The organism is Methanomethylovorans sp., from assembly GCF_041447285.1.
Lineage (GTDB): Archaea > Halobacteriota > Methanosarcinia > Methanosarcinales > Methanosarcinaceae > Methanomethylovorans.
Map to the genome: position 1 here is coordinate 1 of NZ_JBGMEB010000003.1, position 14,132 is coordinate 14,132.

General features: G+C 42.0%; 12 protein-coding genes and 1 tRNA gene. 6 read left to right on the forward strand and 7 right to left on the reverse strand.

Annotated features, from left to right (window positions below; genetic code table 11):
• Positions 1-156 precede the first annotated feature (156 nt).
• Positions 157-1,344 carry a multidrug effflux MFS transporter gene (locus ACC612_RS01510; protein ID WP_371852702.1) on the forward strand — a complete coding sequence of 396 codons (1,188 nt, stop codon included), beginning with the start codon at positions 157-159 and terminating at the stop codon, positions 1,342-1,344.
• Between the two features lie 90 nt (positions 1,345-1,434).
• Here the strand turns inward: ACC612_RS01510 and ACC612_RS01515 are convergent.
• A tRNA-Arg gene (locus tag ACC612_RS01515) sits at positions 1,435-1,509 on the reverse strand.
• Between the two features lie 135 nt (positions 1,510-1,644).
• Here ACC612_RS01515 and ilvE point away from each other — a divergent pair.
• The 4 genes from ilvE (at position 1,645) to ACC612_RS01535 (ending at position 5,735) form a co-directional block, all read left to right on the forward strand.
• Positions 1,645-2,526 carry a branched-chain-amino-acid transaminase gene (gene ilvE, locus ACC612_RS01520; RefSeq protein WP_371852703.1) on the forward strand — a complete coding sequence of 294 codons (882 nt, stop codon included), beginning with the start codon at positions 1,645-1,647 and terminating at the stop codon, positions 2,524-2,526.
• Between the two features lie 95 nt (positions 2,527-2,621).
• Entirely contained in the window at positions 2,622-2,867 is a 246-nt protein-coding gene (locus tag ACC612_RS01525) for a sodium:proton antiporter (protein WP_371852704.1), read from the forward strand.
• 11 nt (positions 2,868-2,878) lie between these two features.
• Positions 2,879-4,789 carry a molybdopterin biosynthesis protein gene (locus ACC612_RS01530; protein WP_371852705.1) on the forward strand — a complete coding sequence of 637 codons (1,911 nt, stop codon included), beginning with the start codon at positions 2,879-2,881 and terminating at the stop codon, positions 4,787-4,789.
• 544 nt (positions 4,790-5,333) lie between these two features.
• Positions 5,334-5,735 carry an SRPBCC family protein gene (locus ACC612_RS01535; RefSeq protein WP_371852706.1) on the forward strand — a complete coding sequence of 134 codons (402 nt, stop codon included), beginning with the start codon at positions 5,334-5,336 and terminating at the stop codon, positions 5,733-5,735.
• Between the two features lie 52 nt (positions 5,736-5,787).
• Here ACC612_RS01535 and ACC612_RS01540 read toward each other — a convergent pair whose 3' ends face one another.
• The 6 genes from ACC612_RS01540 to ACC612_RS01565 all read right to left on the reverse strand — a co-directional run bounded on the left by ACC612_RS01540 (position 5,788) and on the right by ACC612_RS01565 (position 13,841).
• The gene (locus ACC612_RS01540) at positions 5,788-7,554 is read right to left on the reverse strand and encodes a ribosome biogenesis/translation initiation ATPase RLI (RefSeq protein WP_371852707.1); all 1,767 of its coding nucleotides are present in this window, start codon (positions 7,552-7,554) and stop codon (positions 5,788-5,790) included.
• Positions 7,555-7,596: 42 nt separating this feature from the next.
• The gene (locus ACC612_RS01545) at positions 7,597-8,001 is read right to left on the reverse strand and encodes a hypothetical protein (RefSeq protein ID WP_371852708.1); all 405 of its coding nucleotides are present in this window, start codon (positions 7,999-8,001) and stop codon (positions 7,597-7,599) included.
• Positions 8,002-8,092: 91 nt separating this feature from the next.
• Positions 8,093-9,109: an MBL fold metallo-hydrolase gene (locus tag ACC612_RS01550; RefSeq protein WP_371852709.1), complete on the reverse strand. Its 1,017-nt coding sequence runs from the start codon at positions 9,107-9,109 to the stop codon at positions 8,093-8,095.
• A 59-nt stretch (positions 9,110-9,168) separates the two neighbouring features.
• Positions 9,169-9,438, reverse strand: a complete 270-nt coding sequence (trxA, locus tag ACC612_RS01555) for a thioredoxin (protein ID WP_371852710.1) — start codon at positions 9,436-9,438, stop codon at positions 9,169-9,171.
• Between the two features lie 215 nt (positions 9,439-9,653).
• Complete coding sequence (locus ACC612_RS01560; RefSeq protein WP_371852711.1) at positions 9,654-10,442, reverse strand: nicotinate-nucleotide pyrophosphorylase; 789 nt, start codon at positions 10,440-10,442, stop codon at positions 9,654-9,656.
• Between the two features lie 396 nt (positions 10,443-10,838).
• On the reverse strand, positions 10,839-13,841 hold the full coding sequence (locus ACC612_RS01565) for an Eco57I restriction-modification methylase domain-containing protein (RefSeq protein WP_371852712.1): 3,003 nt from the start codon (positions 13,839-13,841) through the stop codon (positions 10,839-10,841).
• 9 nt (positions 13,842-13,850) lie between these two features.
• On the opposite strand from ACC612_RS01565, the gene ACC612_RS01570 reads away from it, so the two are divergent.
• Complete coding sequence (locus tag ACC612_RS01570) at positions 13,851-14,075, forward strand: hypothetical protein (protein WP_371852713.1); 225 nt, start codon at positions 13,851-13,853, stop codon at positions 14,073-14,075.
• Positions 14,076-14,132: the final 57 nt, after the last annotated feature.

Consider the following 14,132-nt stretch of genomic DNA (forward strand, 5'->3'; position numbering starts at 1 on the left):
GTTCCGATAGGAAAGCATATATTATCGTTGGGAATAATGTCAATTGTTCTTAGTTTTGTTTGCATTTTTGGTCGAATACAACAAAATTAAGAACACTTATATTACTTTTGACTGTCAAAGTTGGGTTACAAGGCAGAAAACTTAAGGAGATCAAATTTGTCCTCCGATTCAACTGAAAGTAATATTAAAAAGATGGTGCCTTTACTGGCACTGTTAACAGCTTTTCCTGCATTTTCTACTGACATGATCCTCCCAGCCATCCCGTCCCTTGCCGTGACATGGAATCAGCCGCTGTCAGTGGTCAATCTAATACTCATTTGCTTTTTCGTCACCTATGGTTTCTTTCTGCTATTCTACGGTCCAATTTCAGATAGGTACGGACGCAAAAGACCCTTAATTGCAGGGATCTCCCTGTATATATTTGCCAGTATGCTATGCGCAATGGCAAACAGTGCAGTTATGTTGATAGCATTCCGTATACTACAGGCTTCCGGAGCTGCAGCCAGTGCATCCTTGTCCATGGCCATGACCAAGGACATCTTCTCCGGGAAAGAAAGAGAAAGAATACTAGCGTATATAGCAGTCATTATGGCCCTGGCTCCTATGTTCGCTCCCATCATTGGAGGATGGATCCTGGCGTATATTTCATGGCACTGGATATTTATTGTCCAGGGAATTATGGGCGTTTTAGGTCTTCTTGGTGTGATCAGAACACCTGAAACACTGAAAGAAGTATCAGAAACCCCTCTATCAAGAGTCATGTATTCTTACGGCAAACTGTTGCTCAACAAAAAGTATGTGATCATGGTCCTTGTGATGTCCATAAGCCTTTTACCATTATACAGTTTCATCGCTGGCTCCTCTGCTATATATGTTAATGGATTTGGCCTGACTGAGCAAAATTTCAGCTATTTCTTCGCTTTTAATGCTCTTGCACTCATGGCAGGATCAATGTCTTGCCTGAAACTGGCAGAAAGAACAAATTCCAAAAATCTGATAACGGCAGGTTTTATAGGGATCGTGCTAGGAGGGATACTAATTCTTACCATCGGGCAACATGGCCCGTGGAGTTTTGCGATCCCCATGGCCATGATAACTTATTCGATTGGTATCAGCAGGCCGCCAAGCAACCACCTTGTACTTGAGCAGGTGCGCAGAGATGCGGGCTCAGCATCCTCCTTGCTAATATTCACGTACTTCACTCTTGGAGCTGTAGGCATGTGGCTAGTATCACAGAACTGGCTTGACAGGATACACATATTGGGTACCATCGCTTTAACCTGCGGAGTTTTTGTACTATTGGCCTGGATTGTTTTACAGAAAAAGGGTATTGAGAGTGCATAAAAAGCACTTTCAGCTCAACTTAAGATCCTACTATGATAACAAGTACACTATAGCAATATGAAATGAAAAATTAATAAAAAAAATAAAAAACGATCCCGGAGGGATTCGAACCCCCGACCCTCGGGTTAGAAGCCCGATGCTATATCCTGGCTAAGCCACGGGACCTGTAGGGGTACATGATAGATGTTTTTACATAAAAGCCTTTTGATGAGTCTGCTATAATTCCTCCTAAAAGGGTCGAAATACAAATATACAATAGGTTCACTTGAATCCTACATTAATCCATATTGAGGTTCTACAATGAGCGAGCTGTTTATTTATTGCAACGGTGAGTACGTTCACAAATCAAAAGCTACTGTTTCTTTATTTGACCATGGTTTCCTGTATGGCGATGGAGTCTTTGAGGGAATCAGAGCTTACAACGGACGCGTTTTTAAATTACAAGAGCATCTGGACAGGCTTTATGACTCGGCAAAAGCAATCGCGCTGGAGATCCCTATGTCAAAAGAAGAAATGGCAGAAGCTATACTTGAAACTCTGCGCAAAAACAATCTGAAAGATGCTTATATCAGACCTCTAGTCACAAGAGGAGTTGGCGACCTTGGCCTTGACCCCCGTAAATGCCCTAAGCCCGGCATATATATCATTACACAGCCCTGGGGCGCGATGTACGGGGACCTGTATGAAGTTGGCTTAACAGGAGTCACGGTTTCAGTTCGCCGCAATGCAGCCGATGCATTATCACCTAACATAAAATCCCTTAATTACCTGAACAACATCCTGGCAAAAATAGAGGCTAATGAAAAGGGAGGCGACGAAGCCATATTCTTTGACAGCAACGGATACCTCTCCGAAGGTTCAGGTGACAACATATTCATCATCAAGAATGGAAAAGTTTATACACCACCTACCATCAACAACCTCAAAGGCATAACAAGGGCTACTGCAATTGAACTTTTGGAAGAAATGAACATACCGGTCTCTGTGGAGAACCTCGGAATGTTCGACCTCTACACTGCAGATGAGATATTTGTTACAGGCACAGCAGCAGAAGCTGCACCTCTTGTTAAGGTGGACGGGCGAGCAATAGGTACCGGGAAACCAGGTCCCATCACAAAGAAGATGATAAAGGCTTTTGAAGTGATCACCCAGACTACAGGTACTCCCATTTTTAAGGAATAAAACTCTTTCTTTTTTAACTTTTTTTTAAAAACATTAATTAACGATTAAACTAATATCACATATATAATATAAATGTTATTTAAATTGGAGTTACCATGGAACCTATATATGATAAAGAAAAAGTGATATTAGAAAACTTAAAGTACCTGAATGACTCTGTGATTGCTATATTGCTTCTTATGCCTGTGACACTGGTCATAGTTTTTGAGGCGCTTGACTCTACAGAATCACTTAAATGGCTTTCCATTGCAACCTGGGCAGTGTATATAGTTGGATTGTGGTATGTGGCCTCAAGGGTGTTCAGGCTCAACAAAAATATCTTAGAACACCTGAAGGAGTGAACCTGTCGGAAATGGAGCAAAAGGAATTCAGAGAACTCACATCCCCTGAAGAAGCACGCCGTATAATAGATAACGTCCTTATCAAGCCGGCACTTAAAACCTTGCCTTTGGAACATGCAAATGGACGTATTCTAGCAGAAGACATCTTTTCAAGTATCGATGTGCCTGCCTTTGACAGGTCTGTTAAAGATGGTTTTGCTGTAAAGGCACAGGATACATACGCAGCTACTGAAATTGACCCTGTAATATTGAAGAAGAGTGGATCAATTGCAGCGGGCAGTGTGTCCGATATTACCCTTGCTTCTGGAAAAATCATAGAGATAGCCACAGGTGCACCGATACCAGAAGGTGCAGATGCGGTAGTAATGGTAGAACACACGACAGCAGAAGAGAGCAATATACTAGTACGCAGGGCGGTGCATATAAATGAGAACATTATGCGTACTGGTGCTGACATCATGAAAGGAGAACGTGTACTGCGCAAGAATGTACGCATCGGCCCACGAGAAATTGGAGTACTTGCTTCTATAGGTATTGATAAGGTCAAAGTAAAAGAGCTGAACGTGGGAATAATTTCCACAGGTGATGAACTTGTTCAACCTGGATCAAAATTGGATTCGGGGAAAATATATGACGCAAATTCCTATGCTGTAGCCGCAAGTATTGAAGAATGCGGTGCAAATCCCATAATATATGGGATCGTAAAAGATGACGAACATGCAATGTCAGAGGCTATTGATCGTGCATTACAGGAATGCAACATGGTCCTCACTTCCGGCAGTACTTCTGCAGGAGTGGGCGATGTGATGTATAAAATAATAGCTGAAAAAGGTAGAACGTTGTTGCATGGCATATCAATAAAACCTGGAAAACCAGTAGTAATAGGTGTTGTTGGGAATATACCGCTCATAGGGCTTCCGGGCAATCCCACTTCAGCACTGTCAATATTTAACGAGTTCATAGCCCCGCTTATATATAATTCTCTTGAGACTGCTCCTCCATTCAAAACAAAAGTGCAGGCAGTCCTGGGAACAGGTATCAGATCCGAGGGCAGGAAGGAGCTTTACCCGGTGGGACTTGTAAGAGGCAGAATATATCCTGCGGATAAAACATCTGGAGCCATTACAACTCTTGCTGAAGCCGATGGTATCATCGAGATCGGTGAAGAGACTGAGTATCTGGAACCGGGAAAAAAGATAGATGTTACACTTTTTGGAAATATAACTCCTGTTGATCTGATGTTCGTTGGGGGACAATGTCCTGGCATTGATCTTTTGGAAGACCTTACAGGAATGAACTTCAGAGTAATAAGTATGGGTTCCAGCCGTGGATTAAGCGCTATGGCTGATAGCATAGCCGATATCGCAGGTATCAATATAGCAGGGTCCGAAAAATATAATCTTGAAGCTATCAGAAGTATGGGTATCCGTAATGCAGTGTTGGTGAAAGGCTACCGACGGGAACAAGGATTGATAGTACACCCAGAGAGCAATATTAAAAACCTTGAAGATCTACCTGGAAACAAATTAGCAAACCGTAACAGAGGCTCAGGCACCCGGGCATTGCTGGATAAACTGCTGGAAGAATTGGCTGTTAAAAAGAGCATCACAAAAGCACAGCTTGTAAAGACAATACCCGGTTACAACTCCGGCTTAAAGACGCAAAGAGCAGTCTGTGAGGCTATAGCTAGTGGTAAAGCAGACGTAGGATTTGGAATAAGGCCCTTTGCAGAAACAATGGGGCTTAAGTTTATACCTATTACTGTAGAGGAGTTCGATTTCCTTATTAATAGAGAAATAATAGATATCCCACAGATTAAAAGCCTTCTTGCAACTCTACGATCACCTGATTTTGCCAAACAGTTGCCACCTGGAATAATTACCTATGAAAGAACAGGTGAAATAATAGAGAGCATATCATGATGATGCCGCATTTTTGCGTATTAGATGCATAATGTAAACAAGAACCCAAGTAATCCAATCTTCTCGAATTTTTTATGCGCATGTTTTGAAGATTGACAAATTGTATATAGAGGTACAACATATAGATAATATTAGAGATTGGGTTAAAATGGTTGTTGACTATTGTAGAAGCTTGTTAATTTTTGGCCTCCAGTACTTTACAGTTATCATCCCCGCAGAATATGCGTTTATATGGATCAAGAGATAAGTACCACCACCTAAATACCACCCAACTTCACAAATAGATCCACTCTGCGGGGATGATTATCACCACACTTAAGTTAATATGCTGTTCAATGTTTTTGCAATGGCGACTATCTTAAAATACAAATTTGCACTACTTTTGATTCTGGAATGGCATTAACATTAAATATTTAAGTAGAAACCATTCTCATTTTAAAATCAGTTTTATAAAGATTTAAATCACACATCCATAGCAAACAGAGGAGGGAACATAATCACATTCAAGGCCAATAGGAATGCACCTGTTTTTGCGGAAGGACAAGTGGAGATCAAAGCAAGTCCGGAAGTGATCTGGAAAATAATGACAGATATCAATAACTGGCCAAATTGGAATCCTGAAGTTAACAAAGCCTCATTAAATGGAGAAGTTAAGGAGGGAGAGACATTTCAATGGAAAGCAGGACCTGGAATGATCAAATCAACTATCCACAGTGTGGAGAACGAACGCCTGATAGCCTGGACTGGCAAGACCTTGGGTATTATCTATGCAATCCACGTCTGGAAGCTGAAACCACTTAACGGGAAAACTTTGGTACGGACAGAAGAGTCCTGGGAAGGGATAGCTACCCGTATTTTTCGCGGTACGATGAGAACGATGCTGGAAAAGGCTATACATTCGGGTCTTCTCAGCCTGAAAGCTGAGGCTGAAAGCAGATCAAAATAGATTTCAAACTTAAATGAAAAATAAAAGGAATACTGGAATGATTCCTCAGGTCTCATTCCAGTATATTATAATAATATTCTCCTTTAGACCTCTGCTCACGGTCAAGGCGGGAATCGGGCTTGTTCACCCTGGGCCTGCGAGTATCTTCATCACGACGGAAGGTGATATTCAGATTTGAAAGGAACTTGTTCATACCGTCATGCATACTTAATGGGGCATGAGCTTTACCATATACAGCAGGCTCACCTTCGAAAACGATCAATCTTTCGCTGAGCATATCGATCATATAGATATCATGATCTACTACCATGGCTGTTTTACCATTGTTCTCAGCAAAACGTTTGATCACTTTTGTGACCATCGAACGCTGTTCTACATCAAGATGAGCACTGGGCTCGTCCAGAAGATACATGTCCGCATCACGGCACAGACATGCTGCTATAGCTACCCTCTGCAATTCACCACCACTGAGTTCCGGCAGAGAGCGTTCATACAGCTTCTCAAGACTTAAAGGTTTTATCACTTCTGTCTGGAAATAACTGGAATCGAACTTACGGGATATGCCACGCAGGAAGAACTGGACCTGCATGTGAACATCCGCCTTAATGTACTGCGGCTTGTAGGAAATACTGATATTTAAATCAAGCTTGCCCTCATCAGGTTCTACCTCCCCTGCAAGAACTTTCATGAAAGTTGATTTACCAATACCGTTTGGTCCGACAATACCCAAGACTTCACCCTGCTTAATGGAACCTGCATCGGTTTCAAGAGAGAAGCCCTCCTTGTATTTCTTGGAAAAGCTGCTATAATCCACCAGAGTATCGATCTCAGTTTCATTCCTTGGCGGGTGAACCTCAAAAGATATAGCTTCGGGACGAATACGCACGTTTTCCTCAGGCAGATAACCTTTAAGATATTGATTAATAGCCACACGCACTCCTTTTGGAAGGGTGATGACACCGTAACCTCCAGGCTCACCATAAGCAACATGCACCATATCTGCCAGCATGTCCAGAATGGCAAGGTCATGCTCTACTACCAATACAGCCTTTTCCTGCGCTATCTCCTGTATGAGCTTAGCACAGTTGATACGCTGGTAGATATCAAGATAGGGGCTTATCTCGTCAAAGAAATAGAAATCTGCGTCTTTAGCCGCACATGCAGCAATAGCCACTCTCTGGAGTTCACCACCACTGAGCTCTGTTATGTTGCGGTCGATAATGTGTGAAAGGTCCAGGCGCTCTACTAGTTCATCCATTACTCCTCTGTCATCGGTTCTGGAAAGCAGATCAGATGTCTTTCCCTTGAAAGCCTTGGGAATAAGGTCCACGTACTGGGGTTTCTGAGAAACCTTGAGAGTGCCATTGGCAACAGACTTGAAATAATCATAAAGAGCAGTCCCAGCATAATGCTCCAATACATTCTCCCATGTACCTCCCTCCTCTCCAAAATTGGGGACCAACCTTCCTGAGAGAATCTGCACTGCAGTACTTTTACCGATACCGTTAGGACCCAGGATACCAGTTACTCTTCCTTTCTGAGGAACAGGCAACTCATAAAGTGCAAAGCCATTGGGACCATAGCGGTGAGTTGGGAACTTGAGGGCCTCCGGCAGGCCAATGATCATAATAGCATCAAAAGGACAACGGTTTATGCATATACCGCAGCCTACACACAACTCTTCCGAGATCAGCGGCTTACCATCCTCTGCAAAAATAATAGTCTCATCACCGGTTCTTACTCTGGGGCAGTATTTTTCACATTCATGACTGCACCTTCGTGGTTGACACCTGTCCTTGTTAAGTATAGCTATTCGCATTTTAATCACTGGTCAATAAAAAATGAAATATAGGAAGTAGTATCAGTTCAGGAGAAGAGTCCACGTCACAAGGCAGAAATCCACCACAAGGAATTCAACATAGAACCAGTCCTTGAAACCAAATTCTTTGGTGTTGATCTTTATGGCCGGATAAATTAATCTCTGGGCGTAATATGCCAGAACGGCAATGATGGTAAGAACAGCATACCATTTTGTTTCAGTTCCCATACCATATTGCATATTGGCAAGGATACCGGCAACTACTCCCAGAATAGAGGCAACCGCTGTCTTGATAATACCCTGCATATGTGCTTTCCTTTTTTCCTCAGGGGTCCTTTGTTTTACACTCAGGATCCCTTTTGCAGATTTCTCCTGCTTTACCTCGGATGCAGCCTGGGTAGTAATTTGCTTATTCTTACCGGATGGTTGCCTGGCTTCTTTTTTCAATGGCTATATCTCCTGAAAATATCAATGGAATGGATAGTATAGAAGGATGTTACTTATATAAAGCTTTATATGCGCCAACTTATGAACTAAACTAAATAAAGCCATTGCTCAGAACATTACTTATTTTGTCTATAGAAATAGCATCAAGGCCCAGGCAATTAAGATGAGCAGCGAATCTGCCGGGTCTGTGACCGCTTGGATGATAGACTACTGTAAACTCTGGGTCTATCTGGCTTACCATATCTGTAAGGCCTCTGACATCCAGATGATCACTGATCTGTATAGAAGGGTACCTGAAATCGGATCTGCCACTCATTACATACTTTGATGTATGCCATGACAGCCGATCCAGGTCCCACGGAGGAACAACACATAAGGTATTACCACCAGCCTCTCCCAAACCAACAACATCCCCTGCATTTTCCAGCATGCACCGGGTGAGTTCAAGTGACTGGGATTCCATTTCAATAACATCACCATAACCAAGAGATCTTACCAATTCAACAACTCTTTGGGCTTTACCGAATGCGTAGGCACCAAGAGCAGAAGAGGAGTTGTCTTTGAGCAACTGTTCAAGACCTTCGATATCATCCTCAAAATAGCACGTAGCATCCCCTGGATCACCGTAGTTGGCCTCAGTTATCAGCACATCGCACTTTGGAAGCATTGAATAATCCTTTACATCACCTGTAACAAGAATACGTGTGCCAACTTCATTTTCCCAGTAAAATGCTGTAGCTCCGGGGGTGTGGCCAGTAGGAAATGTGTGAACCGTGACACCAGCCACTTCAATTGAATCGCATACACTCATCGTTGATCCCTTGTATGCTTTACCATATCGGATCTCAAGTGCTTTTGCGGTTTTATCCGAGCAGAGGGCACTCTCTGAGAGCATCGCAGACTTACCATTATGGTCAGAATGGGCATGCGTTATAAGATACACATCTGGCTGCAGGCATTTGTTAGGGCTTCGGGTGGTATCTATAGAAAAAGTAACTGGTTTCCCTTCATCAGACATGAACCTGATGGAAAGATGGGGTTTAAAACCCCCACGTGAGTTGGTCTGACGAAAAGCCAATATTCCCATGTCAATAAGCTTTTGAGGCATAGAGATCAGGATATTACTGGCTTGAAGCGCATAATTACATAAAGTGCTTTATTATTGTTTCACAGCACCTTTTTGAGTTCGGAGCTTAGCACATCGGCAGAAGTTACACCTGTGAAACGCTTGACCACCTGACCATCTTTTTCTATGACAAGTGTAGGTACTGCCTGCACCACATACTTCTTTGCAAGTTCCCTGTTTTGGTCCACATCTATGATCTTGAACTCTACCTGGTCTTTGAACTTCTTTTCAACCTCTTCAAGAATAGGTTTCTGCATTCTGCAGGGCCCACACCATGTAGCACTAAAATCCATTAATACTGGTTTGCTCACTTTATCACCTTCTGATATACGGCAAAGCACAAGCCTTTTTGAATATTTTCTAGGTGGACAAAAAGTGCCCGTCTTATAGGAGTTCACCGGCTGATATAATAGCAGCTTTAATAGCAGCTTTCAACGGTATTGTAGAACCCCTGCAAAACCATTGCTTGCTTTCCATAAATACCTTTCGCAGGTTAACTAAATGCCTTCCTGACTAGAGAGATTAATCATGCCCGATATATCCTCGCTGTAAGGTCAAGAGGTGGAGCGTAATAAGGAGCAGAGATCACAATTATATCCACAAGAGCTGCATAGTCAGGAATGTCCTGGGCTGAGATTCCCCCCACAGCTATCCGAAGATTGGGGTTCTTCTCCTTGAGCAAAGGAACAAGCCTTTGAATATCCTGAGGGGATAAATGATCAAGTAGCAGCAGATCTGCGATTTTCGCATACCTTAATGCTTCTTCTTCGTTTCTGGGTTCGATCTCGATTCTGCGCACAGCTTTCATTTCAGTTAGATCTCCAACCACGCCCAGATGGTTCTGGCTGATAAGGATGGAATCACTTAGGGAATTGCGGTGATGATCACCACCGCCTGCCCGCACTGCCTGAAGTTCGAACCGGCGCATACCCGGATGGGTCTTCCTACTGGTTGCGATAAGAACATCTTTATTGACCTTCCGCGCAGTTTCCACGTACAGGCGGGTAGTGGCAGCAATGGCACAAACCATGGAAAGGAAGGTCTGTGAAATACGCCATAGTTTGAAAAGCTGGCGCAGATCACCTTTTGCTTCAAAGACCACGTCATGCGGATTGAACTCTCCGCCTTCACGCACATGTGCAGTAACCTCAAGACCTTTTTTCCGATAGAAAGCTGCAAGCTCTTCCACACAAGCCGCTACGCCATGCTCTCTTGACATGATACGCAATCTGCCGTTACCTTCTATGCCAAGAAGATCCACAGTCTCATCACCATAAGGACAGTCTTCATCAAGATAAAGGTCGAACAGGTCCATAAACAAATTTCCTATAGTTTTATATTGCTAACGTTTTTACACTTTTCTTTTACGAAAGATTGCACCAGTAGGATATTAAAATAACCCTTAAGATGGAGAATGATTTGGAAATATGATGTGTAAGGGAGATACGACCGGAGTTGGATCATATAAGTAACAAAAACAAAGTGACAGGGATAGTGATGTAATATTTGTCAATCAAATGACCAGTAGTATATAAACTACTTGTCAAGCCTTGACAACCGGTATATAAATGAGTTGTCAAACAGATGACAACTTGTATATAAAGCACTTGTCAATCAAATGACAAGCATTATATAAACCCCTCAATAAAGCCAGATTTAAAAAACACAAAAAAGAAGATAAAACAGCCTCCCGACAACGCTACAGCCTTATTTAAGCAGACTTCCCCTCCACTATAGCAATCTCTTCTTCTGTCAGCCCGTATAACTCATACACAAGCCTGTCTATCTCAGCATCTGTTGCATTGATACGGCGCTGGATCATTTCTTTTTCACTGCCAAGCTTTGCGATGTCGAGCTTTTTATGCAGCTCAAGCATTTGTTCGACAAGGGATACCATCCTGTCATGTCTGGCTACATCTTCGGGATTTGAGGGGTCGATGGTGCAGATTGGTAATTTTGATAAATATGACTTGTTCAAATCATCAGCTAGGTAATTTATACAATAATAGTTAATCAGAGATGAACATAAAATTCCTAAAAGATAGAACAACTTTTTAATATCCCCACTTTTTGAAATTATCATTTGGAGAGTTTTCATTCCAGCAGAGTTGCATCTATCATCTAATGTACAAACCAGTCTTTGTTTCCATCTCATTTTTTGAATTCTGATAATCCAGATTTTTGGGCGACAATAGAAATCTTCAATTTTCTTTGTTGAAAGAGTTTCAGTGGATATTTTAATACCTGGACTGTAATGATATCTTGCTATATCATTAGGAATAACCATATAAAAATTAGAATTAGGATCTTCATTTAATGAAAATTTGCTTCCTTCCTCTCCACGTGATATTGAATAGAAGTCTTCCAACATTTTCAAGTTCGGATTCAACTCTATTTTTTTAATAATTCGCTGATCCTCAGTAGAAGTAAAATAGCCAAAAATCAAGTCTGGTCTATTACTCCATATAAGTTGTGGGACTTCTGATTCAGAATCCCATTTATATTGGCCAAACAGCTCTAATCTTTCTTCTGCTGATACAATATATCGACTTAAATTTTTATGAAATATATTTGAATCAGTAGCTGGAATTTCATTACCAACCCTAAACACTAAGCACCAAGTGTCTCTTACTTTTGAAAAAACTGGACCGGTTTCAATCATTTCATATATGATTGTATTTTCTAGCAGCAAGCGCCGAGTAGCAACATGGTCATCTTTTCTTAGAAAAGTATCTGGAGTAATAAAACTTAACAATCCACCGAGTTTTAACTTACTCAACCCAGCTTCAATGAAAACAACATAGGAATCAATATTTCGACTATTTGCTGTGACTAATTTTGTTTTTAAATATTTCTGTTCGGAAGAATTGAACGTTGCACCCCAAGGCGGATTCCCGATAACTGCATCAAAGCCACCCTGCTCAAAGACATCCGGGAATTCCTGATTCCAGTCGAATGCATTGATCTTGTAGAACTCATCATCGTTATCGAGGTTCATCTGGACAGAAGAATAGACGTCAGAGCCGATAAGCGAATTACCGCACTTTATGTTCTCATGCAGGGAAGGAAGCACCCTCTCCTGAGTGATCGTAAGCTGTTTTGAGATACGTTCGCCCTTTTCACCTTCCAGTACCTTGAGAAGAAGAGAAAGTTTCGTGACCTCTACAGCCTGCTGGTCAATGTCCACCCCATAAATGTTATTGAGAAGGATACGTTTCTTCTCATCCGAAGTGAGTCGCCAGTCATCTTCGCTCATCTGATAAATAGGGAAATCATAATCACTTCCGGCAGATCGTGCTTTCTTCTTTCCCCTCTTGGTAGGAACTGGTTTTGCAGGCAGAAGCTTTTGCACCTCTTTGTCAGTGGCAGCTTTGCCTTCCTTCATCAACGGTACAAGATGGTTCATGTAACAGTCCAAATGCCAGTTAAGCAGGTACTGATAAGCACCGATCAAAAAGGAACCGGAACCACATGCTGGATCAACGATCTTCAAGTTTGACACTTCTGCGGGGGTTTTGTTCTCAACAAGCTTCCCAATAGTGTTTTTAACAATATACTCCACGATATAGGTAGGAGTATAATAAACGCCCCCGGCTTTCTTGACCTCAGGCTTCTCTTCTATCTTCGCCTGATGAGAAGCAGTGAGCCTGATAACTTTTCCCAGGAACTGCTCGTACACCTGACCCAGAATATCAGCAGGGATCACAGAGAACTCATACGGAGATTCAGGATAATACAGCCTGCTGATAATGTGCTTCAATGTCTTGTCATCGATCTCAAGAGAAGTCGTCAGAATATCCGGCTCTTCCATGCCATCCTCGCTTCTGAAATGGAAAAGTCCTGAATTGTATTTATCATCAGCATGAAGAAAAAGCTCGATCAGATTTTTGTAAACATCCTTCCCTTCAGCTTTCGATTTAAGCTGACCGTATTCCTCAATGCCCCTATCCTCACAGATACGCAAGAACACGATCCTGTCGATAATTTTCTGCACCGCAAGGTTCAATTCCCGTACTGAAAGACTCGCATTTCTAAGAGCAAGGTTCTTAGCAAGTTCATCCCTCCAACCTTCGATTTCCGCCAGGAACGCATCATCAATTCCTGCCGTACCCTTCCCACCTTTCTTCTGCACAAGGCTATCGGCAAGGTCGTCAAATTTGCCAGTAAAGACAGCCTTTTTTGAATATTTCGATGCTATCTCATCCCATTTTGAGATATAATCCTTGTAAGTGTAATACTCGATGCGCCCAAGTGAGGAATTATCGTTAGGTGATGGTTTCCGCGTACAGTCAAAAACAATGAACTCCTCGAAATCCGTAAGGATACTTACTGGCAGCTTAGCACTCCAAGCATAACGACGAAGCTGGTATGCAGGCTCAGGATTCTCTTTAAGATTTACTGCCGGTTTCTTAGCTTCGACAAAGAACTTCCTTACCCCACCGATCCTGAAAGAATAATCCGGTGCTTTGGTCTTGCCGCCGACCTTTACAGCATCCTCATGGATGACTTCCTTATACCTCTCATCATATGCCTGAGTATTATCCACATCCCAACCCAGCGCCTTAAAAAGCGGATCAATGAACTCTCTTCTAACCTGAGTTTCATTATAAGAGTTAGACTTGTATTTGGCACTATACTGATCAAAACGTTCTACAAGTTCGATTATTTCTGAGGGGGCAGGCATAGTATCACTCATTATTGGCAATACTTGCATTTAAAGAAAGTGGATACTGTTAACATCATAAGTAGTTTATTCTCAGAAGCTGATTTGAACATAGGGGAGAAAATAGTGTGGACTAAAAAGGACATAATCCGAAAGATAGTGGTTATAGCAATATTCTGGAAGCTAAAGTTCGTGAGGAAAACTATCCTGCTCTTTATGAACATGAAAGTCATACTGAACAAATTAAAGTATTTGAAGAAGATTGCTAAGAAATTAAAACAATGAAAATACACTCCCACTGTTTTTGTAAAAATCCGTTTGAAAGAGCTTCAACCAGAACTG